Consider the following 24,321-nt stretch of genomic DNA (forward strand, 5'->3'; position numbering starts at 1 on the left):
ACAATGGTAGATTGCAATGAATAACATTAATCTCATTACAGTGGGGATTGCTTTAGCGGTTTCCGCCCCCTCTGTAATTGCTTCAATCAAAGCACCACACAATGCAGGGAGCTACAATAAAGTTATTAAGGTTCCTTCACACATGAACCAAACAAGTGCAGTTGGCTTGGATGATACTTTAGGCTCCAGAAACATCTCTGACGAAACAATCGTTGAGCTCCCAACCGTCCCAGATGATCCAGTAGGGGACTTTGAGATCCCCAAACCTGGAGAGGATGAAGATGAGGCAGTAGATATTACTATTAACTGTGGATGTGCTTCTGTGAATGTCGCAAGGGGAGCATGTTTTTCTCCAAAAAGAGCTAAAAGCGCAATGGACAGCAAAGCAAGTGGGTACTTTAGCTCATCTTATGGTTCATATTGGCCTAACTCGTCGAACATTGATTTCCTTGTAACATATAACCTGGAAACCAAAGGGATCACAAAAATAGCCATCACTGATCATAGTAAAATATACAATCTCACTGATGAAATCGCTAATGCTGGTTTATTTGAAATTTCCGGGCCAGTGACATCAACTGCTACACCTAGCTGTAGAGTAAGCTTAACTCGTGCTGCGTTTGCTGACATGGGATACTACACAATGGGTGCAGATGATCCATGGAGAGTAAGGTATAGAGGGTGGGCACATTACAACAAACCTTCCGGTTCCAGATACAAAACTGTAAATGGTGGTACCACAAGCACTCGACCTCCATCCGGGAAGACCTACTATTACTAGATAGCTTGAGTTTGTAAAAGCTTTTCTGGGCCTCTCAAACAAACCTTCCTTGGTGTACCAGGTCTTAATATACAAGTGGTACATCAAGGACGTTTTCTTAAAGCGTTAGTTTTCGTCCTAAATGTCACCCCAGACACTATTGGACCATAGTAAATCAATAAGATAGAAGAACACCTCTATCTAAGTGTGACATCTAGGACGAAAGTTTTCTATCTAGTGCCACCGCATATATTTAACTCATTGATATGCTTTTCTACTTTCTTATACTCAAGTAGGCTTTACGTCCTAGATGTCACAGAGAAGAGATTTTTATCTTTATTTTCAATGCTTTAAATATATTCAATGATATCTATAGTAACTAGCTTTTCTTAAATTCCCAACTGGGCTAAACCATTTTACCCCTACGAATGTTTTCGTCCTAGATGTCACCTATCACTCTTTACTGTATATCGAACGTAGAGAAAGTATGACTCCAGTGTGTAGCTTTTTATATCAGCCTAAGGCACAAATAAAATATCTTTTATTTTCAGTCAGTTATAATCATTAAGTTTGAGCTTTATTCTATAGAGTACTGGACACACATTGTTGCTTCTTAAAGTATCATTTTAAAACCGTCCTAAATGTCACCCCTCACGCTCTTGACACAGAAAAACAATTAAAATACATATACTTATAAAAAATCCGATTAAAACATCGCCATAGAACAGTGACACCTAGGACGAAAATAGAGAAAAAAACGCATTGCATATTCATTGATCCCTTACTTTCGTCCTAAGTGTCACCCCTCCAACTAGAAGCAATAGATACTATCCTTATAATTCAATACGTTAGAAGGAGTTCTGAAAAATTAGCTTAACCTTCATTTACAGGGTTTTCATTCAAAGGAAGCAAAAAAGCAGGTTATAAAGAAAGAATTGGGTCTTCATCACCCACAAAACAACTTCAATCACGGATAAAAAACAACAATTAGGGAGTTGGATCACAGTTATTGAGAGGTTTAGCCACCAGCAATATCTGGTAAAGGTGACACTTAGGACGGTATTTTGAGGCAGAACTAGCACACTTGATTGTTGAATGTGCTAGTTGGATGGAAATTTACTTCTTTGGTGTGCTAGTTGAAGCTAATCTTCATCATCTGTGACTATTTCATAGTCGGTTACATCAATGACGTCATCTGATTTCTTCATTGATGTACCTTTAGCATCTTTTGACTCTTCACCAAACTTCTTAATAGCGCTTAGGACAGCAGGGGATATATCTTCACCATTCAGCAATAGTTCTCCAATCTGCTCAGTCAATGCGACCATTTCACTCTGCTTTGGTTGAAGGTTGGCATTGATAGCTTTGATTGCTGACCTTGCAAGGGATAGTTTACTTGGGGCCTTTTTAGAAAGCTCCCAGGTAAACTTAAATGCGACAGTCTTGGTACCTTTTCGAACATCCTCGTAGGAAAGACTTTTGAAAATGTGCAACTTATTAAGTTCTTCAATTGCTGGGTTAAGCCAACGTTTCTTAAGAACCGCAGTTCTGTCATACGAAGAGGGCAGTTGCCACCTAGAGCGCATCCAATCAACATCTAGAATTAGGTTATTTCTTAAATTCTTCCACTGATTGATAGCCTCATAAAGCCTCATGGTATAAACGGAAGATAAGTTTCCTGCTTCACCTATCAGCAGCTGTGTATAGTTTGATGTGGTTTGGTTAATGATACTAATCAACTCAGCATTCAAATACAGCACTACATGTCCTCGTTTAGGACGATAGCTCTGTTTAGTGGTCCAGTGGATAGCATCATAAGCTTTTTCACCATCTTTGCTGTCTTCATCAGGAAGATAGATAACCACACTTTTCTCATGTAAAGATTGTGCTGCGCGTTGTATGTCTCTTGATAGGTTTTTCTTCGACTCATCATCTATCTCGAAGTATTCGATGAACTCTTTGTTAGAAATAGTGATCGGATACTGACCATATTCCATTGTTTTTAAATGTTCGGGAGTAGGGTTTTCCTGATTAATCCGCTTGAGGCACATGTATACAAGCCGCTTCTCATAACGAGTAAGGCTATAAGCTGCCGTTGTTAAAGCGTTCGCTTGTCTAACAGTAAGATCGTTTTTGCTGTTGTTCTCGGTCATGATACTGATACACACAATAAGAAATTGTACCAAATGTAACATTGTAGGCTTAAATGTGCCAGTAAGTAAGCAAACCAACCTTATACATACTTATACAGACTTATCCACAACCGAAAGCGTCCTAGATGGCACGGTAAGTCGTCCTAAGCGATCTTCAAATCTTCCTAAATGTAATAGTGTTTCGTCCTAGATGATCTTAAACGAATTCCTAACTACTTGAATTATAAAAACATAGATAAGTTATCAACACCCTAATAAGATCTTAAAAAAGATCTTAATAAGATCAATAAAAATATTATTATTAAATAGTGTCTAGAAATTAATCAGTTAGAAGGGTAAAGGGACGATCTTGGAGAACAAAGAAGTAGTAATAGTTCTTTTTTTGCATGTTAACTCAAAAAGCCACTCAGTAGAGCTATATGAGCTAATTTGCTCTATTTAGACACATATACCGGGTTGTGTCCAATCATAAGCATAGAGGCGCTCTCAGCTTGCATTTGCCCTAAATTTTCAATGACGATCTTTAGATCATTCATTTAATTAACCATTTGGTTTAAGGATCATACGCACGAACACAATGGGTTTAATCTTCCGAGGCTCTCCAGAACCATCATGTCATATAAACAAAGAAAGTTAAAAAATCATACACAAACAACTGTTATAATATGGTATTTACTGTTATACTAATGGGGAATTAACGGTTCTATCCCGTTGAAATATATGTAATAGCTTGGGGGCTAAAATGAAAAGAAGATCTTTTGTAAGTAGAGAAGAACTAAACTACGCTAAAAATTTACTAGTCTCTTATGGCTGTATGAATAAGGTGATTAACAGCGCAATTCAAATGGTAGATGAACTTGATATTGAGCCTGGCCTAAAGTTCCAGGCTAAGATGGGATCATTTAAGAAGGAATTGGATGTAGCTATATCAGCTATAGGAAAACCAGAATCACGTGCCAAGTTCATTCTAAACATAACGAACTTCTTGGTATCATGGTATGAAAGTGGAAATAAGTGCTTAGACAAGTTCTCGGTTGCCAGGTTTTCAATTTTGCTCTTTCATGCTACTGAACTTAAATTAATATCCGCTCGACAACAATTGGATATCATTTATGGGTGTTTGAAAGTTAGCGAGTTACCAAAATCAGACACACATCTGTTAATCCAACTGCCCATAACCCAGGATATCTTCACTTTAGAGAAAGTGCAGTCTCACCAATCTAAGGCTCATGTTATCAACCAAGACGATCATACCCTCGTTCAACTTGATATATCTGATGTTCCAAAAGAAAACCAAAGTGCGATAATTGGTGCGCTAGACGATTTAAGTCTGGATGAGGTCTCACTTTCAAAAGATGGAAAGTACCTTTCATTACTCGCTCCATTAACCTTGGAATGCGGCTTAGAAGATACACTCAAGAAGGTTGAAGCTCTAAAGGCGTGTTCAATGCTTGATGTATTTTGCCAATTTAAACCAATCTCTTTAGAAGAAATAGCTGTTAAGTATTGGGATGGTAAGCAGTACTTTGATGAGCTGGCGACAATGTATAAAGCAAGCTCTCAGTCAGAATCTACTCGACAAACTATAAGCAGTGCACTTGAACTAGTTAATACCGGTTACATTCTGAGTTCTTTAGATGGTTTATCCACTCTTTGTCATCGTTTAGCTGTAGATACGGACAAGGACTATAAATATAAAGGATCGTCAGCTCTATATGAGCTTCTGGACACTCTAAGGGGGTTTTATAGAGACTTACTATGGAAACTCGAAGATATGGGTTATGAGTTTCAATATACATCTGCATTTTCGAACGTGCTTTAGTTGATTTTCGGGGATTCCGATTAATGCTTCCACTAACTAAACACATTAACTCGGATTCCCTTTGCTCCCTGTCGCACTTACAAGGTCATAGCGCTAGATTTTAGCTGTATGTACTGGATAGAAACTAGGCATGGGTATAGAAGTTAATCAGAAACACTTCGACTTGATTTAACGTTTGACACTAATTAATAAATCAGCACTCAGAGGGAAACATTTTGTCAGATTTAGACTTCACAAAGCACTGGACATCCGAACGTACCCGCAAAAAGCAAACAGCTCTAACAAAGCTATCAAATGGACTTCTAAAAGAAGTAGTCGAAGACCCATTCTCTAGAGACTTGTTTGAACTCGAAGAAATTGAAGCGATGAAAGTCGCAGCAAAGGCTTTGAGTAAAGCAAAAGAAAAGTTTACCAAAATTAAAGAGAAGAAAGCCCGTATCGAAAAACGTAAGGCTCAAGAGTTAGCAAACATCAATAAACAAGCGAAAAAATATGCTATTGAGGTATTAGATTCGCTTAATTCCAATCCGGATACTTTTACACGAGAACAGCTGTGCCTATGGGTGACGGTCGCTCACTTTACTAGTTCTGTTTTAGATCCTGAGAGTTGGGAGATAGACATTAACGATAATATTGCTAATCACTATTTAGAGAGTGATCACGCATTAAGAAGGCGTAATGTTTGGACTATGAGAAGTAAGGCTCTAAACGCTTTCGAAAATTATTTTAAAAGAGCATGGCAATTCTCTTTTGAAACAGACTCTTGGGTAGTACGAGTGCCAATTAAAGAGTCCGTAGCACAACTTAAGGCACTAATAAATCATGATGAGTACATCAAAAATGAAAAGCTATATGCTCATTTACTTGAGCCTTTAGAGGCTTACAATCGTGAGGTTGATGCAATTAAACGACGCAAGAACATGAAGTCTATTTAACCAGGAGAAGATTCACCAATGACATACGAAGAATTGTACGCCGACTGGGAGTATTTGTTTAAAAAAGTTGGCTGTGCTGAAGACATGACGGGTGGTTATGTTGACTCTGAAGATTTAGAGGAACTACTTAAAAAGCCAACTAAATCTACAGCAAAGAACTGCTTGAATAGACAGATCGATTATTGGTTCAGAGCTGGAATTCAGTTCGACTATGACCTCAAAGGTAGGTCGGTTTTCGATCTCATAGAAGAGTATCCGAAGATAGAAGAAATCGCAGACAGACACTTTGTTGATTTAGATGATTGTCCCGACCCTTTCGTTAAGACAAATGATTAAAGGGGAAAGCATGGTAGATTTATCTATTTATAATATTCGACCTGAGCCTAAAGAAGCTGTCTGCATTGGCTGCGGGTGTAGTGATAATAATGCATGTTTTGAGAACTCCCAGGCATGTTATTGGCTAAAAGTGGATAGAGAAAAACAGCAAGGTGTTTGCTCAAACTGTCATGACCTTTTGTCTCAGTAAATTTAGGAAATGGATGAATTTTCTATAATCACAATCGCTTAATGCCTAACTATAGGAAGGAAATAATGAGTCGTCTTGAAACACTTATAGAACAGAGCAATGATGAACTTTGTAGTGTGTCAGTCCCTGTTAAAGAACAGTGTCTGAACCGATGCAATGAATGTCCAGTTGATGATGAGTTAATTGGAACGTTGACAACAGATAGTAAGAGCTCAACAGAAGAGTCACCAAATGAGTGAGAAAGTACTTCTAGGCACATTATTGGTTGCAGGTTTTTTGTTAGCAGTGAGATGGGCATTTAAGAGTGATACATCTTCATTTGATGAAGCACTTAACAGGTTTCTATCAAGTGAACAACGAAAAGAGAAGAAAGGTAACTCAAATCCTAGTAGTGCTTACGAACGACGCAGGAAGGCTATGTTTAGCGGCACAGATTCGATGGGTTGCTATCAAAAGCACAAAAAGGCCAACGAAAGGCTTCATCGTAAAAGGTGAACCTTAGATAAAAAAATAGGCCCCATATCATGCAATATGATGACCTGGTTTATTAATTGGTCTGGGATGTATTGGTGTAGGAGAGGAATAAAGTTTCATGCTGGTTGTCTTGAGCATCCACAGATTGAGCGGTCCCATTCAAATACGTTTCTGGACAATTATCATTTTCGGAAAATCAAACATTAGCAATCCATGAACAACTCTATGTCTGGGAAACTACTCCCGAACTCATTATTAAGGTTGATTTAAAACGCCCAGCCCCAATATTCTTATAATCCACCCACAACGCTACCTTGGCTATGCAAATCAAACGAGACTTTGACTACTACCACAACCTTCACAACGTCATTACCCACGCCCTGCTTCATTTGCTGTGTCAGGTTTCCGCATCTTCCCGTTTTGTTCCAGTAAAATCACGCAATGACATACTGATAAAGTACCTTAAGCCAAAGCTCAACGATAAGTCGTTATCGAATATCAAAAAAGACATCAAACTGATGATCAGCTTAGCAAGAAAAAAAGGTGGGAACCTAGAAATGAAACTGCATCAACTTAATTCACAATCGAAGCATACAAAACTCATCGGTGCTGAAAAGCTTTATAACCTACTCGTACACCTTTATGACGTAGAGGGTATCGAATCAAGACTGTTTGAGGAGGGTAGTGAAGCGGAGCCTGGGATTCTTTATATGCTAGAGGAACAAGTCGAACACGGTTTTGACCAAGAACACAATCAACTCACCCCGTTATCGATGCTTATCCAACTAGAGCGTGCACCTGAATTAATTGAATCGATTAATGCTCACGGCCTATTTCTTGCTGAAATGAAAGAGTGGAACACCGAGAAACATCAAGCCCACATCTTAGTACACCCAGCTTAAAAAAGCTGGCTAGCCATCATTTAAACGCCCGCTCATTCTATCTTCCATGAACTGGCTTCACCAGCTAGTTCTAAGTTGGACATAAACGTTTTAGAAATGGCGGCGTACTCTGATGGCTGCCATTAAGTATAAAACTTTAATACTCAGTATCAAACTTATTGCTTAGTAACGAAACTTTATTCCTCACAAACAAATGGAGTTAATGGGTTTGAAAGCTCTCCACTAACAGGGTTCCCCCTAGTCGCCACCGAGGCCCACCCGCCGGACTTACCCCTGCATTACTAAGTCTCGTTCCTCGCCAAGTATTGCCGCTCATGGGCTGTTGTCCACCAGCGCTAGTACGATGCCAACAAAACCCCATTGTCACCGTCCTAGCAGAATGCTGGTGGCCATATGATCCGCCTTCGGCGAGCTAAAAAGCATTTGTAACGCTTTTCTTAACGGCTTCGCCTAAAAAGCTGACCCTCTATCGAGCCCTATTGTGTCGCCTTTGTCCGGCCCAAAGTCCAGATAATAAGTTAATTATATTTCACAAAGGTTAGTGTTTAAATGTGGTATCTATTTGTTGTTTTTTATATAATTATGACATAGTTAAGGCAAGTGAGATCAATTGCTTGGGGGCAGTATGATAAAGGTATTAGAGAAGAAAGTTTCTCTCCATAGAAATAAACTAAGAGTATTCTTCGAAGGGCAGTATTTACTAATGGCGGGTTTTAAAGGAGGGGCTAAGTTTCAGCTTAAGTCTGACCGTACAAAGAAAGAAATTAAAATAGTTATTGATCGTTTCGGCTCTCGACAAGTGACCAACTCAAGACGAAACGGTAAAGAGCGACCTGTCATTGACTTAAAGCACGCTGATTTAGATATTTTCGGAGACCATGTAAAAGCCTACATCAAAGATGGTGAAATCCGAATTGTCGAATTGCATTCAGTCCAAGAGATTCGTGACAGAGAGCTGAGGTTTAAGGATATGACGAGAAATCTTAAGCCTTTAAACCATGCCGTATTCAGCTTTAATTCTAATTTAGTACTCCTTTCTAACGAGTTGGAATACAACTCGCCAATAGAGCTGTTTGATCTAAAGAAGAGTAGCATCAAGGCTGAAGTGATTAGCTTACAAGGTGCGCCAGAGGCTAATTGTTACTTTTACTTAATGACTGCCTTCATCAAAACACTTCAACCATCTGCAATTTTTATAGATACACAGTGGACAGATCCTCTTGAAGCCGCATTTTCACATACTATGAAAAATATGGGTTACGTAAAAAATGATGAATTGAATGGTTACTTATCTAAAAATATCACAGGGGCTGAGCTTGGTTCTGCTTCTGTTGAACTAACTCCGGCTTCACCTATCAAGAAGTTAAGTCTCGATAGAGTGATAAAGACTTGGAGGAATCTCAAACAAAAAGAGCGTGTTCAGAGAGCTATGTCAAAGTACAAAGCGAATATACCTTTATCCACTTCAGATATATTTAATGGTATAGGGGTATTGTGCTCAAGTATTTCCGATGGACTTAAGCGGAGTAAGCTTTCTACTTTCGTAAAGGTAATTGTCGAATCGAGTGAAAGGTACTTCAATGCATGTCTGCAAAATAATCCTGTGTGGGCTGTGGAGGCACCGGAAGAGCAATACGGATTAAATATGCGATTGGAGAGTGTTGATTTGTCCAGAGGTGGCGTTAGAACGGAAGTCAATTCAGGATCGCTGCCTTGCGAAGGGAGTTCCATAAGCGGCAGATCTAAGAACGGAAATAAATTTGCAGAAGCACACAAAAATACAGGCGGGTGTTTTATCGATTTCTTGCATTGGCAGTCGATAACGAATCCAATTATTTCTGTTTTTGAGAATGTTACTTCATTTACTAAATCAAACTCATACGCTGTTATCGTAGATACGTTTAGTAAAGTGTTTGGGTACAACTTTATAAATATGACATTAGCAGGTTCTCAGTTTGGTGCACTTGAAGATAGAAAGAGGCTTTGTGGTATTGGATACTGCAGCTCCTTCAAAGAGGGTTTAAAGGACTTTATGCCCCAAAAGGTAAGGACAACTTATAAATATAGCTGCTTAGCTGATGTACTCGATGATATACCTGAAACTCATGAAAGCTATAAGCCCTATACATATTTAGTGGAAAAGGAAAAGAGAGACATTGCTCAAAAGAAAGGCTTTCGACTCCAGTGGCTTAAGCCTACTGCTACAAAGGTAGGGTGCATAACCAAATCATACCAAAAGTGTCGATCTACCGATCCATTTCTAATCCATAGCAATGGTAAATTAGCTAGGTTATTTACAACTGTTGAACATGCCAAGTGCAAGCAAATACCAGAATCGTTCGTTCGCGATCTGACCGTAGGACTAGCCCACGAATGTTTGGGCCAGTCGGTGATTTACTCGGCCTTTTGTTGGGTTGGTGAATGGGTTGGTAAGTGGCTTAACAATGTGTTAAACACACAATACGAGCGAATGGCGGCATAGAATCTAAATAGAATATCGACCTGCAATAGAGCTCTTTTTTATTGCAGGTTATGAATTTCTCTCCACTAACAGGGGTTCCCCCTAGTCGCCACCGAGGCCCACCCGCCGGACTTACCCCTTGCATTACTAAGTCTCGTTCCTCGCCAAGTATTGCCGCTCATGGCTGTTGTCCACCAGCGCTAGTACGATGCCAACAAACCCCCGTTGTCACCGTCCTAGCAGAATGCTGGTGGCAATATGATTCGCCTTCGGCGAGCTAAAAGCATTTGTATCGCTTTTCTTAACGGCTTCGCCTAAAAAGCTTTCCCTCTGTCGAGCCCCATTGTGGCCCCTTTGTCCAGGCCAGAGTCAATCTAAATAGTTAATTATATTTAACATTTATTTGTGTGTTAATATGGTATTTATTGGGGGTTGTTAGTATAATTAACACATCAAATAAATACGTTAAATCATTTGTTAAACATAGATAGCTTGGGGGCTACAGATGCAAAATTTAGTTAATAAAAAAATCGAGGAATACATTGGAGAAGACAAGGATCTGCTTGAATATAAGAGCCAGCTTGATCCTTCATCAATTGAGCGAGCTTTTAATGGCCAATCTCAATTTCCTGAGCGTCACGCCGCTCAAGCAGTAGTTGACTACTGCAACGCATTACGGACATTCAAAATTTCACTTCATGAGCTGATCAAGTCCACTTCGGAAAGCGCACCATCGAAGGCGTTTAATTGTTCAGTGGAAGAAATTGTTGAAATTGAGTTTGAAGAATTTCAAAGAAAGTTAAAACGCTACTTCGATGAGTACATAAGTGCAGAGTCCAAATGTATCTCATGGCATGTAACAGGGCCAGCGAGATTCCCTGTGGCGAAAGCAGAAAAGGCCAATAAGAATAGTAGGGATAAGCTTAATCAATATGCAGATTATCCTCAGAGAGCCTTAAAAGCCATTGCAAAGAAACTGTTCCCCGATGGGGATGGTTCAGTTGTCAAAATGTCATCAGATAACCCGGTTGAGCAATTAAGAATTAAAATTAGTGAAGCGGAAACAATGCATGGCTACATGAAAATAGCTAATCGTTTAGTGCCAGCTGCATATAAAGCGTCTGAAAATGGAGAGCTTACAGATAATAGTGCTGCTGTACTTGAAAACAAGATGCTTGAACGTGGTATACCTCAAAACCTCCTTAAAACGTTTTTGGAGCCAAATCCAATAGTAAACACTTGGGGACGATTTAGCTTAGCAAACTCAAATGCTAATATCCGACGATTAAAACAACGTTTAGTCGAAGCAGAGCGAGTCGAAGAAAGTCGAAATTCAAACTCATTAGAAGGTGAATTAGAAAATGGAATTAAGCACGGGGTTATTGATGGGCGCATTGGTATTTGGTTAGGTGGTAGGCCACCGAAAGAGGTTACCCAAAGACTAAGAAAGTTTAGCTTCAAATTCTCACCAACCCGAAATAATGCATGGGTTCGCGCTCATACTGTGAATGCTGAGGCGGTATTTAAGAGAGACGTAGTACCATTTCTTGAACAGCTAGATCCTCAAACATTTGATTAAACGCTCCCCAAGCGAAAAGCCCTTGCTTACAAAGCAGGGGCTTTTTTTTGTCCGTATAAATTCAATAAAAGAAATAGAGACCTTGCAAGAAAATTTCTCTCCACTAATAGGGGATACCCCTAGTCGCCACCGAGGCCCACCCGCCGGACTTACCCCAGCATCACTAGGGCTCGTCCCTCACCAAGTTCTGCCGCTCAAGGCTGTTGTCCACCAGCGCTAGTACGATGCCAACAAAACCCCGTTGTCACCGTCCTAGCAGAAAGCTGGTGGCCACATGAATCGCCTTCGGCGAGCTAAAAGCATTTGTATCGCTTTTCTTAACGGCTTCGCCTAAAAAGCTGTCCCTCTGTCGAGCCCCATTGTATCGCCTTTGTCCGGGGTAAAGTCAACCAATATAGTTAAATATACTTAACTATATTTAATGTTTAAATGTGGTATTTTAGGGCGTATTTTAGTATAATTTCCTTAGTTGCTTATGTAACTATCTATTTTAAAACAATTGCTTGGGGGCAATATGAAGATTTCATCATTCGATAAGAAAGTAGTCATTTCATTACTTAATCAGCTGACACCCGAAAAGACTGAAACATCCACGGAGAGAAACGGCGAAATAGACAAAGTAGCCCTAGCTGTTCGATTAGGGAAAATCCGATTCATTAAACAAGAAGACCAGTATGTAGATTTAAAAGCTCTATCTGGTGACCTATTTAATCCTGATGTGAACATCGATATAAGTAAAGAAGAACTTAAGCGAAGTGAAAGTGCTTTTAGAGTGCGCGTTCATCGTGAAGGTGTTTGGATTGTCGAATCGCAATATTGGACCGGGAGAGCTTGGGAAGGTATCGAAGGTATCTCAAACAATGTTATTTGTGGCTTTGTAGGTGATGACTTTGTTGGCTCTGGATACGAACTGGATTTAGGTCGCGAAGCACTTACTGCATACAATAGCCAACCCCTAGACGCGCTTGGCTTTGTAATTGATCCGTTCCGTCAAGAATAGTAATCGGTAAATCTAACGTGTATAGAGGGCTCAATGGCCCTCTTTTTTATAAAAAGTTGCTTGGGGGCAGTATGGACAGAATCATAAAGATCAACGAAGAAAAGAAGGCACAAGTAAAAAAAGCACTTACACTAGCATTCAAGTGCGTAAATGCTATTCAAGGCAAACGTCTTAGAAGCATCCGAACCCAACCTATTCAGAGCAAATACGGAAATTCCGACAAGGTGCTAGCATGCTGGTACAAACAGGTACGTGAATTCGAAACCAAACTTGGGTACTTACTGGATGATTTAAATACGGTGCTCCCTTACCTGGAGTGGGTCAATCAAGTACAAGATTTAGGAATCAAAAAATCTGAATGCAAAGGCCAACTTTTAGAGGTTGATTACATTACATGTAATCTCCTTACCAATCTGATTTACAAGTGTACCGCTTTTACAGAATCCTCAGAACACCAAGTAGGTCGATTTACATTCCACGAAATACTTCATGAGTTCATAAATTTAATGACTGTAAGGCATGCACTTGTTTACGGGCTACCACCTAAAATTGAAACAGTCTTCCTAAAGATGATCCGCAATAAACAATCAAGCTTTTTTAAGAATGGCTTTATCCCAGATCTGTTTGTTGTTGATGCTTGCAGTGAGATCAATAACACACTTAAAGCCATTAAATGTAGTAAAGATCGCGTATCTACCCACTCTGTAGAGCCTGGGTATAAGCTTACAGCTGAAGAAGCTAGCTACTACGATTTATATATACTGTAGAAAAATTTGACTGGTCATTATGGCCAGTCAAGCGCTCTCCACTAACAGGGGTCCCCCCTAGTCGCCACCGAGGCCCACCCGCCGGACTTACCCCTTGCAATGCTAGGCCTCGTGCCTCGCCAAGTATTGCCGCTCAAGGCTGTTGTCCACCAGCGCTAGGACATTGCCAACCAACCCCCGTTGTCACCGTCCTAGCAGAATTCTGGTGGCCATATGATTCGCCTTCGGCGAGCTAAAAGCATTTGTATCGCTTTTCTTAACGACTTCGCCTAAAAAGCTTTCCCTCTGTCGAGCCCCATTGTGGCCCCTTTGTCCGGGCCAAAGTCAACAAATATAGTTAATTATATTTAACAATCATATGTGTATTAATATGGTATTTATGTGTGAGGTTAGATATAATTATTAACAGTTAATCAATGATATACATTGCTTGGGGGCAGTATGGAAAATTTAGCATTAAAGTTAGTACCCGTTTCAGAACAATTTGAATCAGAATCCTTTTATCAAACACCTGAAGAGATCAAGAAGGAGTTCGAGGTCTCCTCAAAAACTTCAATCGCACGTAAATCTGTTAGTGCCCCATTAAAACAGTTTCTCTCACAGTTCCCTCATTTAGTGTCAGCCCCAGCTTTGAACTATGCGAAAGGGCGTGAACAAGAAAGTAAGGACACTCAAGCTATATACGATTTATCAGGTATGTGTGCAGAGTACGATTACACATTTTGTCCTGATCTAGACATTCTTAAAGCGCATTACTCATTTGTATATTGTGGATATTGCACCAATGTATTGCCCCCTTTACCCAGAAAACAGGTCTGGAAAAACCTAGCTAAGCTCTGTAGTCAAGAGGGCGGCATAGTCGTTGTTTCAGCTCGCTCTAATACGGACCGAGGAATTAAGGGAGTACCGGAGTTTGATGGGTTTCGTACACTCCGAGGTACGTATCAAAAAGGATATTTTAAAGATGAGTTGTTTTTTGAGGCGAAAGAAGTCTTTTCCCACGTAATAGAGCTCAAAACAAAGGGCGCATTTAGGATGGTCATTTGTTCACACTCGAACATCAATTTAGACCAAGGGGAAGGCTAATGTTTGATATCAACAACCAATATACAACAGTTGAGCTTAGCACTGGCCATATAAAGGAAGGAGATGTAGTTGCCCTTGATGAAATCTCTAAGGAAGAATTTTCATTAGTAGCAAAACGAAATACGGGCTATTTCATTAAATTGCATACACAACACGATTTAAATATCCGTAAAGAATATTCTGACGAGCTAAATTTTATTCTTTCGAAAGCAGCCCAATTGGGTTTTAAGTGTGTAGAGTTAGATTCAGATGCAGGAGAAGAGCGATCATTGCCGATCTTTGAGTGGTCCTAACCTATAGAATTTAGCCATCGTCTCGGTGGCTAAATTGCTCTCCACTAATAGGGGTTCCCCCTAGTCGCCACCGAGGCCCACCCGCCGGACTTACCCCTGCATCCCTAAGGCTCGTTCCTCACCAAGTGCTGCCGCTCAAGGCTGTTGTCCACCAGCGCTAGTACGATGCCAACAAACCCCCGTTGTCACCGTCCTAGCAGAATGCTGGTGGCCATATGAATCGCCTTCGGCGAGCAAAAAGCATTTGTATCGCTTTTCCTAACGGCTTCGCCTAAAAAGCTGACCCTCTATCGAGCCCTATTGTGTCGCCTTTGTCCGGCCAAAAGTCAATAAATAAAGTTAAATATATTTAACTAAATTTAGTGTTGTTATGTGGTATTTAATAGTCTATTTGGTATAATGGCTATTATGGATTGGGGCAGAAATGCTTTAATCGTTGATTGATATTCAGGGCTTGGGGGCTTTATGAAAATTATCGTAACTGAAGGTGCATTTAAAGGTTGCAAGGGAGCACTACTTGAAGTGCTGGAAGATGGATTCTCTTATGTAAAACTTGAGACTTCAAAGGGTAGTGAAATTAAAGTTGTTTTGCGGGGCAATGAGTTTGACCAATATACGGAGTTTTTAACTTCAGTTCGATTTGGCTCTTCAGAGAGCAAAGCTTTCGTTGTCAGTGCTATCAATCCTAAGCATGCAGCCTATATTGCAGCCCAGAACATTAAAGAGTGTTGTAAAAATGAAAATGTTCATGACTTTTTTGTCGATTTGGTAGCTGACCGGGAATTCAATATCAGTCAAGGATTTCAGTTCTCATCCAAAGAGCTAGAGCAAGATTTGTTTACTGGCTTAATAGCTTAATCTCAAGGAGTAAGAGAGGAATATCCATGCTGAAATATATTGAAAATAGCTTAACTTCAATACCATTGTGCGAATCAAGGTTTACTTCTGGAGAGGAGGTCATTGTCGTTAATGGTTATGGCTTAGTTCTGCAAGGCTTCAAAGTGATAGGTTTCTCACAACCGTGTCAAGAGAGGCAAGCCTATATTCACTTAGATTGGGACTGCTATTGGTTCTCATTACCAGATAGCAGGGTATTTAAAACCTATGAGCTGAGCTCTTTTTATCGTATCTACTCACCAACCAAAGGATTTTTAGGTTTGGACGATGATAACAGCCTGATCTGGCTCAGTAACTCGCAATACAGTGAACTTTACAGTCAAACCACAAAAGACAATTTTTCAGCTACTTCAATGTGTGAAAACGGTGTTGCTGATGCTGTTTATGTTAAAGCATTAGACTCAGAACCTACCAGGGATTAACGCTCCCCAAGCGACCAGCCCCGGCAATATTGTCGGGGTTTTTTTTGTCTCTCGTGTTAATGAAATCATAGAACTAAAATAGAAACTTAAAATTGCTCTCCACTAATAGGGGGTTCCCCTAGTCGCCACCGAGGCCCACCCGCCGGACTTACCCCAGCATCACTAGGGCTCGTCCCTCACCAAGTTCTGCCGCTCAAGGCTGTTGTCCACCAGCGCTAGTACGATTCCAACCAACCCCCGTTGTCACCGTCCTAGCAGAATGCTGGTGGCCATATGAATCGCCTTCGGCAAGCAAAAAGCATTTGTATCGCTTTTCTTAACGGCTTCGCCTAAAAAGCTGACCCTCTATCGAGCCCTATTGTGACGCCTTTGTCCGGGGCAAAGTCAATGTGATTAGTTAATTATATTTTACTTTATTTAGTGTTTAAATATGGTATTTGTCTATGGGGTTAGATATAATTATTACCAGTTAATCAATTAGATATATTGCTTGGGGGCATTATGGAAATTACAACATTTATAGACGAAGATGGTCTGTCATTCATTCTTTCACAATCATTAGGAAATGTTGAGGTGCTTTATGACTGCGGCTCTTCCGTACTTCTAGACACCCCTAGTAAAGCGGAATACAAAAAAAAATTTGGTGCTAGTCGTCCCTCAAGAGCAATAGTTGTTCACAGCGATACAAAGCCCAATTGCTTAAAGAGTCTGTTCATTATCAACAATATGAAAATGTCGGCACCCTTAGAAGACACTTTCTATTACCAATGGCTGGAGAGAAATGAGTGCGATACTCGCCAGGTAACAGGCAATAAGATCATTGATAAAGCCAATTTTTTGAACGCTCTTGGTTTCCACCCAGACATTCACTTCATCAGTGAGGATACTTTGACTGTAATCAAGCATGCACATGACCATTTCTTTTTCAACAAACTTAATGAGAAAGAGCAATCTGATGATCACTCCATTGAACATGAACTGTCATTGCTTCTACCAATAGACAACACACTAGTATTACCTCAAAAGCAGCTGAAGCACTACAAAGCGATAAAGAACTTATTACTTAAGGCTGGAGGCAAATACAAAAAAGGTGCATTTCATTTCGAGTATAGAAACGTAGTTGATATACAAAAGAAACTTATCGAAGGAGAAGAGCTCAATGATAAGAAAAAATACCAAATGTTTTTCTCTCCGGACACTCTAGCAGATGAAATGATGATTGACTTAGATCTCAGGCCTGAACATAGATGGATGGAACCTAGTTGCGGCGATGGTAGGTGTGCAAATCGTATGGCTCGAATTAGTGATAATGGTGTTGCTATCGAGCTGAACCCTCAGAACTTCGACATGCTTAAGCATCATAGATACGCAACTCACTGTATGGACTTTATGGAGTACCCTGAGGGTAATAAGTTCGACCGTATTTTGGCTAACCCCCCATTCAATAAGCACCAGGACATTAAGCATATAAGAAAGATGTTCAATCACTTAGACATCGGTGGCCGCTTAGTTACCATAGCAAGTGATGGAGCGGTTAACGGGACCCGTAGAATTCAAAGAGAATTCCAAGAATGGCTGAAGGAGCTGGGCGCATCGGTCACTAGTTGTAAAGAAGGGACTTTCTCCGAATCTGGTACACAAGTGAAGACTGTAAAAATAGTGATTTCAAAAGGTAAATCTAATGAGTGTTAAATGTATAGCAAGACCTAAAGAAGGCGAGAGCTGTTTAATTACTGGACTAGAGGCATCTAATCTATATTGCTATGGGGAAAATTTTATCTTGAAGGAGTTGGTACCAGCTCCAGCTGATGGTTGGACCTACGAAGATTTAGAGGAGTGCTGCTCTAAGTTTGAATACGATTATGCAGATGTCTATCTAGGCGAGCAATGGATAGGCAGCACAGAAATTTAGTGGTTAATTGAGAATGCCATGGCCTTAGATTTTTTAAGGGCCATGTCACCCCAGGAATTCACTAAAGACGAACAGAGTAATAGAAAAAATACCACAACATAGATGTTATAATGTGGTATTTTAATTCGTGTTTTGTTATACTCTTTACATGGCTTGTTAATAAATTCAATTGCTTGGGGGCAATATGAGACACAATAATATTCTCATTTCTTTTGAAGAAATGAAGCAATTTCTCAAGTTTCATTACAGACATTCACGGCTATATGGCCGTAACAAAGATAATGGCTGGGATGATGGATACGGTGACCGCATTGTAGAGGCTTATCATATCGATATCATTAACGGTAAGCGCTGCTATATCTCCCGGCATGAGCACCAGAAAGCTGATGGCTTAAGTTTCTCTTCCCAGGATGTATTCAACTATATTGGATACATTTCATCAAATGACACCCTCGAGGCTGAGCTTGAAGTGTTAAAAGAAATGCTAGGCACTGACAGTCAAACAGAACCTAAGTTAGGTAAGAGCTCACATGTTACTACTAAAGATTTGGCAAAACAGAAATATGCTATTTACACGAGAATTTTAAGCCTTCGACCTCGAGCTAAAGTTTCTTGAGGATTACCAGTATAAAGTTTTATTTCGTTCGGCAACTAGGAGCTAATCTTATGAGTAACAATATTATCGCTTTCTTATTAATAGCAGCACTTTCTCCCTCGGTCAGCGCGGTGGGTCAAATCGATGAGAACGTGAAATATACCTCAATACCAACGGTTCATCATCTGAACCAAAAGTAGTAGAGATACTTCAAAACCCCTCAAAAAAACTCAGTGTTAAGCACTGAGTTTTTTTTTGTCCTGTGAACAAGATATTGAGATGAATTTTCTCTCCACTAATAGGGGTTCCCCCTAGTCGCCACCGAGGCCCACCCGCCGGACTTACCCCTGCATCCCTAAGGCTCGTTCCTCACCAAGTGCTGCCGCTCAAGGCTGTTGTCCACCAGCGCTAGTACGATGCCAACAAAACCCCGTTGTCACCGTCCTAGCAGAATGCTGGTGGCCATATGAATCGCCTTCGGCGAGCAAAAAGCATTTGTATCGCTTTTCTTAACGGCTTCGCCTAAAAAGCTGACCCTCTATCGAGCCCTATTGTGACGCCCTTGTTCGGGCCAAAGTCAATAAATAAAGTTAAGTATATTTTACTATTTATAGTGTGTTAATATGGTATTTATTGGGGGTGTGAGTTATAATGTTTTTAAGTTAAGAGAACAACTTATTCTTAATCTATTTTTCCGATGCTTGGGGGCAACGATGATTAAACCAATTTCAGTTACTGTATTATTTTCTGAATCAAAAATGCTTGAAGAGAAAGATTACTCTATCGAAGATTTTGAACAACTTGCTCATGAAGTAGCTGCAAAATGCGAACTAGGGTATGAAAAGACAGATGTTAAGGTAACTTTCGATTCTGGCACGATTTTCAATATTGACCTAAGCCTGGGTCGTGGTTGCGACAAAAGTATAAAAGAGCGCCTAGGGAAGTTGAAATCGTATGTAGAAGAATTCAAGGAGCGATTGACACGAGAAGAGCTGCTTGAGTTTGGTTTTCTAACTAAGGTCGATTTAGAAGATATCGACAACAGCAAGAACAAGGCACTTTATTCCTCTATTATTGCCGAAGAAGCTAAGCGCAAGGAAGAGGAAGAAAAGAAAGCATACGAAGAAAGGCAAAAGCGCATAATGGAACATCGGAAAGCGGTAGAGGCTTTCCAGGACAACTTATCTATCCCTGAAGATGCCCAGGCGGTTATCGTTGCCAAATTTACCTCTATGAGTGATAGATCAGACCCTTATACTGATTATTATGAAACACAAACTAATAGAACCATCATCCTGGCATGGTCAAAGCACACCCGAGATCTATTTTCTGAGATGCGTAAAGCAGCGCTAAACCACCAAGACACCGCAGCCCTATCCGACAAAGAGCTTAGTACAGAGCACAGAGAAAAGTATTCTATGGGACGAGGCTTTTATCTGACAAATAAAGATTACATTCGTTGCGGTATAGAAATTAGAAAGATAGTGCTCAACACGAACGATAAAAAATCAAGTGTTCCTTATGGAGAAATAGCTATTCCAGAAAAGAAGGTTACTGGCAAGAAAACAGAAAACAGTAGTAATCAATCCGAAGTAGACCTTAAGAACTCTATTGTTGGGAAGGCCAAGCCAATTGAGGTGATGCATCACACAAAAAAAGGCCATTTAGTTTTCGTGGTGAACTTCGAAGAAAAACAAAGCCCTGATGTTTTTAAGTCGTTGCTTTCAGTGGCTAAGGAGAACAATGGGTATTACTCAAAGTTTAAATCTGATGGCGCTATCCCAGGTTTTCATTTTACTGACCGTTCGGATGTAAATGGCTTCTTCAAATGCATTGGTATGTTGGCTGATTACTCATGCCTTAACGAGCCATCTAGTAATGGTCAGCAAGACAACTCTAACAAGGAGCCTATCAAGCTTAATCATTCCGAAGTCGTCAGCGTCGAAAGTGGAAAAGAGAAGGAAGGGCAAGGAAGTAGCTACATCAAATCTATGATTGCCAATAAGAAAAAGCAACATGAAGATGTAAAGAAATGGATTGGATTTACTAAGGTTATCACAGTACAGGTGGGTAGCTTTCCACAGGAACAGATAGATAAGCAGTCATTTCTCGATATGTCAGAGTTGTTCTTAATGTCAGAACCAATCGTTAGTAATAACACTGTGGTTTATAGCTATGAAGATACGATTTTCACACTCGAACTTGAAGCAAACATTAGCTTGAATGTACATTAGACTTGGTATTGGTTTTGGGTTGTTTTTTATGTGGAAATTATATTATTACAATTTAGGTGGGTCAGCAGTAGAGAGAAAGCCTGAACCTCTTTCGCATACTTTAGAAGACAGCCTGAACATTCTCGAGCGTAGGTTTAAAAGCCAATGCCTAACAGAAGTGGTGAAGGCTAAACATTTTTCCTTGTACTCTATCTGTGTCCCCCATAAGGGAAAGAGCAATCAAAAGTCAATTAGTGGAAGATTGCTGGTATATAGAGAACCAGCACCAGAATAACCGCTCCCCAAGCGACCAGCCCCGGCAATATTGTCGGGGCTTTTTTTTCTCTGGTGTACATAAAACCAATCAACTACAATCGAAACATAAAAATTTCTCTCCACTAATAGGGGATACCCCTAGTCGCCACCGAGGCCCACCCGCCGGACTTACCCCTGCAGCGCTAAGGTTCGTTCCTCACTAAGTGCTGCCGCTCAAGGCTGTTGACCTCCAGCGCTAGGTCGTTGCCAACAAACCCCCGTTGTCACCGTCCTAGCAGAATGCTGGTGGCCATATGATTCGCCTTCGGCGAGCTAGAAGCATTTGTATCGCTTTTCTTAACGGCTTCGCCTAAAAAGCTGACCCTCTATCGAGCCCTATTGTGTTGCCTTTGTCCGGTCCAAAGTCAATCAATATAGTTCAGTATATTTTACTATGTAAAATGTGTAAATGTGGTATTTTAGGGCGTGTTTTAGTATAATTTCCTTAGTTGCTTATGTAACTATCTATTTGAAAACAATTGCTTGGGGGCAATATGAAAACAGAGTTCTGCAATTACGATAATCTTAAAAAAGTCGCTCAAGGCCAAGCAATGCTCTTTGTTTGGCCAAATGAATTAATCAATAAATCACTCACAACAATTTCTTTTACTGATGAATCTAAAGAACTAGGTCTTCAACCACTACTGATAGACGCATTCACTGCTTCCATATTAGTAAAGGTGTTAGATGCGCTAAGAGAATCAACGCAAGATAAGGTTAAAGAGAGAATTCAAACAGACAGAGCGAACTTCTGTCTGTTCTACGAAAGAGCAATGAGTGTCATCTGACAAGCAAGATCATTTGTAAATGTTAGGAGGAAAGACATGTTTAAGTACTTACCAATAGCAGCTTTTCAAGCTGAATCGTTGCCAGAGACGAATGCAATTGCTACTACCCCCGATAAAACTGAATATTATCTAGACATAGCCGCTGCCAAGGAGCTTTCAGTATATGACCAACTGGTAGATATTGAGCCAGAAATTGCCACATTGGCTGAAAGCGGTACGGAAGTAATAAACCTAAGTGTTTACTAATTAATGGGTACTTGACCCCAGGTAAGCCGCAATGAGTAAACATTGCGGCTTACCTGCTCTCCACTAACAGGGGTTCCCCCTAGTCGCCACCGAGGCCCACCCGCCGGACTTACCCTTGCAATGCTAGGTCTCGTGCCTCGCCAAGTATTGCCGCTCAAGGCTGTTGTCCACCAGCGCCAGGACATTGCCAACAAACCCCCGTTGTCACCGTCCTAGCAGAATGCTGGTGGCCATTAGAATCGCCTTCGGCGAGCTAAAAGCATTTGTATCGCTTTTCTTAACGGCTTCGCCTAAAAAGCTGACCCTCTGTCGAGCCCCATTGTGTCGCCTTTGTCCGAGGTAAAGTCAATCAATATAGTTAAGTATATTTAACCATATTAGGTGTGTGAATGTGGTATCTTATGGCATGTTTTAGTATAATTTCTTTAATTGCTAATGTAACAATACATTTGAAAAACAATTGCTTGGGGGCAATATGACCAAAACAATAAGCAGCTTATCTATAAGCAAGAGAAAGAAGTACATAACTACCTGCGGAAAGACCATATCGTTGTGCCCTGAAATGCACATCTGTAACTATAATTACATGGATCAATATGGTACTCAGATTGCGAGAAGGAAAGAGCTGTTCCAGAAGAATGAAAATGCATATCTCTATTTTTCATACAATCTGGAACCAGGCAGTCCAGTGTATTACTTTTCGAATGGTTACAATGGGATTCACATCGATGACGTAGACCGGGAGGACTGTCTATTCTTCGGTATTATCCTCACTACTCAGATCATAGAAACGGACCTACTCATCATTTTTTTAATGTCTAAGATGCTGGTCAAAAAGAAAATCAGAGAAGGGACATATGTCTATGGCATTCATGACAAGACACTACCAGGACAGCTAGCACACCACGAAGTCGTATGGGATAAGCGCAAACAACTTTTCAACGATCATTCTGAAGTAATTAAGAAAATAAATGAGATTCATAGCTACCTTACAAGCAAGGAGATATTAGAACTCCATAAGGAGGCCGTTCATCATTCAATCACTGCTAGTAAGGAGAATGTATGAGATTAGTAGGATTAAAGGTATTCAATAAAGATAAAGTATTAAAAGGGAAGGTTACCCAGCAATACACATCCAGTACTGATGATAGGGAGGTGCTACTAATCAACGATGATTATGAGATCTGTATAGAGCAGGTTGATTACATACTCTTCACTCTAAAGCCGGATGAGCGTGGTGAGCATCTAAGAATAAAATAACCTTATGATAGCGGCTCAGGTCCGCTATCGAGCCTTAAGCCAGAAGAAAACATAATATCAGTCTCTTTCAATATCAAAGCTCTCAATAGACTACCAAAATTACATGTGTATAAATGTGGTATTTAACTCGGCCACTTGCTATAATATATAATAGTTGTTAGCAATTGCTTGGGGGCAATATGAAATTTAGAGAAATTGATGGAAAGCAACAGGTTTGTTTCGAACTGGAGGACATTCCAAGTTTTGGCAGTGACATCTGGTTTCAGGTCGAATGCTTAGATGGTCTGTATTGTTTGCTTCTTAGTTACCTACGAAATTGCGGACCAACAAAGCAAGAAGAGACGATAAATAAAAAACGTAGACTCGCATTGCTACACATAAGAAAAGCATGGTGGATAATAAAAAGACAGAGATTACCTTTAGATGTCGTCAAAGGATTTAGTGTGTCAAACAAGTTTGCAAAACTTAAAGGCTTTACAGTTCTAGGATAGATTAAACTACAAGGTAATTGAGTGATGACTGATACAAGTGATCTACGACATGTGTATAGGCTAACACAGCTTGGCAGTGGTACATGTAAGTTTGGCGACTGTGAAGTTTGCAACGAGCATTTTGATACCGGTTACTACCTAGTTCAAATGAGAGTGTATCTGAATAGATTTACCGGGAATGAACATTTGACATATTCAGGGTGTTTTACACTATTTGGTCATAAAGAGTGCTTGATTACTCAAACATGACTATATCGATGATTTTTATCATACGCTAAAAAGAGGCTCCCAAGGGAGCCTCTTTTTATTAGGTGGGTTTGTGAGATTTTAGCTCTCCACTAAGAGGGGTCCCCCCTAGTCGCCACCGAGGCCCACCCGCCGGACTTACCCCTGCATCCCTAAGGCTCGTCCCTCACCAAGTTCT

General features: G+C 40.3%; 26 protein-coding genes. 25 read left to right on the plus strand and 1 reads right to left on the minus strand.

All coding sequences use genetic code 11. The features are described 5' to 3' along the window. Positions 1-16: 16 nt before the first annotated feature. A complete protein-coding gene (locus tag R7Q41_RS19955) occupies positions 17-781 on the plus strand; it encodes a hypothetical protein (protein ID WP_025633937.1) in 765 nt (254 codons plus the stop codon). A 1,121-nt stretch (positions 782-1,902) separates the two neighbouring features. On the opposite strand, the gene R7Q41_RS19960 is transcribed toward R7Q41_RS19955, so the two are convergent. Next, positions 1,903-2,913 (minus strand): RepB family plasmid replication initiator protein, encoded by a 1,011-nt coding sequence (locus R7Q41_RS19960; RefSeq protein WP_158083951.1) that lies wholly within the window; start codon positions 2,911-2,913, stop codon positions 1,903-1,905. Between the two features lie 742 nt (positions 2,914-3,655). On the opposite strand from R7Q41_RS19960, the gene R7Q41_RS19965 reads away from it, so the two are divergent. The 24 genes from R7Q41_RS19965 (at position 3,656) to R7Q41_RS20080 (ending at position 23,897) form a co-directional block, all read left to right on the plus strand. Continuing rightward, positions 3,656-4,735, plus strand: coding sequence for a hypothetical protein (locus tag R7Q41_RS19965; protein ID WP_025633934.1), 1,080 nt, complete (start codon positions 3,656-3,658; stop codon positions 4,733-4,735). 215 nt (positions 4,736-4,950) lie between these two features. Further along, the gene (locus tag R7Q41_RS19970) at positions 4,951-5,670 is read left to right on the plus strand and encodes a hypothetical protein (RefSeq protein ID WP_025633933.1); all 720 of its coding nucleotides are present in this window, start codon (positions 4,951-4,953) and stop codon (positions 5,668-5,670) included. A gap of 18 nt (positions 5,671-5,688) precedes the next feature. Then, the gene (locus R7Q41_RS19975; protein ID WP_025633931.1) at positions 5,689-6,006 is read left to right on the plus strand and encodes a hypothetical protein; all 318 of its coding nucleotides are present in this window, start codon (positions 5,689-5,691) and stop codon (positions 6,004-6,006) included. A gap of 255 nt (positions 6,007-6,261) precedes the next feature. Next, the gene (locus R7Q41_RS19980; protein ID WP_155486753.1) at positions 6,262-6,435 is read left to right on the plus strand and encodes a hypothetical protein; all 174 of its coding nucleotides are present in this window, start codon (positions 6,262-6,264) and stop codon (positions 6,433-6,435) included. Then, positions 6,428-6,691, plus strand: coding sequence for a hypothetical protein (locus tag R7Q41_RS19985; RefSeq protein WP_025633930.1), 264 nt, complete (start codon positions 6,428-6,430; stop codon positions 6,689-6,691). The genes R7Q41_RS19980 and R7Q41_RS19985 overlap by 8 nt, the downstream gene beginning before the upstream one ends. Positions 6,692-6,990: 299 nt before the next feature. Continuing rightward, on the plus strand, positions 6,991-7,572 hold the full coding sequence (locus tag R7Q41_RS19990) for a DUF2913 family protein (RefSeq protein ID WP_054574998.1): 582 nt from the start codon (positions 6,991-6,993) through the stop codon (positions 7,570-7,572). A gap of 625 nt (positions 7,573-8,197) precedes the next feature. Continuing rightward, a complete protein-coding gene (locus R7Q41_RS19995) occupies positions 8,198-10,054 on the plus strand; it encodes a DNA cytosine methyltransferase (RefSeq protein WP_025636632.1) in 1,857 nt (618 codons plus the stop codon). A 484-nt stretch (positions 10,055-10,538) separates the two neighbouring features. Then, a complete protein-coding gene (locus R7Q41_RS20000; protein ID WP_025636739.1) occupies positions 10,539-11,612 on the plus strand; it encodes a hypothetical protein in 1,074 nt (357 codons plus the stop codon). 514 nt (positions 11,613-12,126) lie between these two features. Continuing rightward, positions 12,127-12,612 carry a hypothetical protein gene (locus R7Q41_RS20005; protein WP_025636715.1) on the plus strand — a complete coding sequence of 162 codons (486 nt, stop codon included), beginning with the start codon at positions 12,127-12,129 and terminating at the stop codon, positions 12,610-12,612. A 71-nt stretch (positions 12,613-12,683) separates the two neighbouring features. After that, entirely contained in the window at positions 12,684-13,379 is a 696-nt protein-coding gene (locus R7Q41_RS20010; RefSeq protein WP_025636716.1) for a hypothetical protein, read from the plus strand. Between the two features lie 441 nt (positions 13,380-13,820). Next, positions 13,821-14,465 carry a hypothetical protein gene (locus R7Q41_RS20015; RefSeq protein WP_025636769.1) on the plus strand — a complete coding sequence of 215 codons (645 nt, stop codon included), beginning with the start codon at positions 13,821-13,823 and terminating at the stop codon, positions 14,463-14,465. Continuing rightward, positions 14,465-14,758, plus strand: a complete 294-nt coding sequence (locus tag R7Q41_RS20020) for a hypothetical protein (protein WP_025636768.1) — start codon at positions 14,465-14,467, stop codon at positions 14,756-14,758. The genes R7Q41_RS20015 and R7Q41_RS20020 overlap by 1 nt, the downstream gene beginning before the upstream one ends. A gap of 465 nt (positions 14,759-15,223) precedes the next feature. Beyond that, a complete protein-coding gene (locus tag R7Q41_RS20025) occupies positions 15,224-15,616 on the plus strand; it encodes a hypothetical protein (RefSeq protein WP_025636765.1) in 393 nt (130 codons plus the stop codon). 26 nt (positions 15,617-15,642) lie between these two features. After that, positions 15,643-16,077, plus strand: a complete 435-nt coding sequence (locus R7Q41_RS20030) for a hypothetical protein (RefSeq protein ID WP_025636763.1) — start codon at positions 15,643-15,645, stop codon at positions 16,075-16,077. Positions 16,078-16,578: 501 nt separating this feature from the next. After that, on the plus strand, positions 16,579-17,769 hold the full coding sequence (locus R7Q41_RS20035) for a class I SAM-dependent methyltransferase (RefSeq protein ID WP_025636575.1): 1,191 nt from the start codon (positions 16,579-16,581) through the stop codon (positions 17,767-17,769). Between the two features lie 88 nt (positions 17,770-17,857). Next, positions 17,858-17,989: a hypothetical protein gene (locus tag R7Q41_RS20040; RefSeq protein WP_254919935.1), complete on the plus strand. Its 132-nt coding sequence runs from the start codon at positions 17,858-17,860 to the stop codon at positions 17,987-17,989. Between the two features lie 184 nt (positions 17,990-18,173). After that, positions 18,174-18,605 (plus strand): hypothetical protein, encoded by a 432-nt coding sequence (locus tag R7Q41_RS20045; RefSeq protein ID WP_025636572.1) that lies wholly within the window; start codon positions 18,174-18,176, stop codon positions 18,603-18,605. A gap of 50 nt (positions 18,606-18,655) precedes the next feature. Next, positions 18,656-18,784: a hypothetical protein gene (locus R7Q41_RS20050; protein WP_257390153.1), complete on the plus strand. Its 129-nt coding sequence runs from the start codon at positions 18,656-18,658 to the stop codon at positions 18,782-18,784. A 513-nt stretch (positions 18,785-19,297) separates the two neighbouring features. Continuing rightward, positions 19,298-20,818 carry an LPD25 domain-containing protein gene (locus R7Q41_RS20055; protein WP_138058894.1) on the plus strand — a complete coding sequence of 507 codons (1,521 nt, stop codon included), beginning with the start codon at positions 19,298-19,300 and terminating at the stop codon, positions 20,816-20,818. A 788-nt stretch (positions 20,819-21,606) separates the two neighbouring features. Beyond that, on the plus strand, positions 21,607-21,900 hold the full coding sequence (locus R7Q41_RS20060; RefSeq protein ID WP_025636822.1) for a hypothetical protein: 294 nt from the start codon (positions 21,607-21,609) through the stop codon (positions 21,898-21,900). 36 nt (positions 21,901-21,936) lie between these two features. Further along, positions 21,937-22,146, plus strand: a complete 210-nt coding sequence (locus tag R7Q41_RS20065) for a hypothetical protein (RefSeq protein WP_025636820.1) — start codon at positions 21,937-21,939, stop codon at positions 22,144-22,146. Between the two features lie 475 nt (positions 22,147-22,621). Beyond that, the gene (locus tag R7Q41_RS20070; protein ID WP_077202324.1) at positions 22,622-23,212 is read left to right on the plus strand and encodes a hypothetical protein; all 591 of its coding nucleotides are present in this window, start codon (positions 22,622-22,624) and stop codon (positions 23,210-23,212) included. Further along, positions 23,209-23,406, plus strand: coding sequence for a hypothetical protein (locus tag R7Q41_RS20075; protein WP_025636691.1), 198 nt, complete (start codon positions 23,209-23,211; stop codon positions 23,404-23,406). Before R7Q41_RS20070 ends, R7Q41_RS20075 begins: the two co-directional genes overlap by 4 nt. Positions 23,407-23,585: 179 nt before the next feature. Then, positions 23,586-23,897 (plus strand): hypothetical protein, encoded by a 312-nt coding sequence (locus R7Q41_RS20080; RefSeq protein WP_025636688.1) that lies wholly within the window; start codon positions 23,586-23,588, stop codon positions 23,895-23,897. Positions 23,898-24,321 lie beyond the last annotated feature (424 nt).

Origin of the sequence: Vibrio sp. 2096 (assembly GCF_033339595.1) — a bacterium.
Lineage (GTDB): Bacteria > Pseudomonadota > Gammaproteobacteria > Enterobacterales > Vibrionaceae > Vibrio > Vibrio alginolyticus.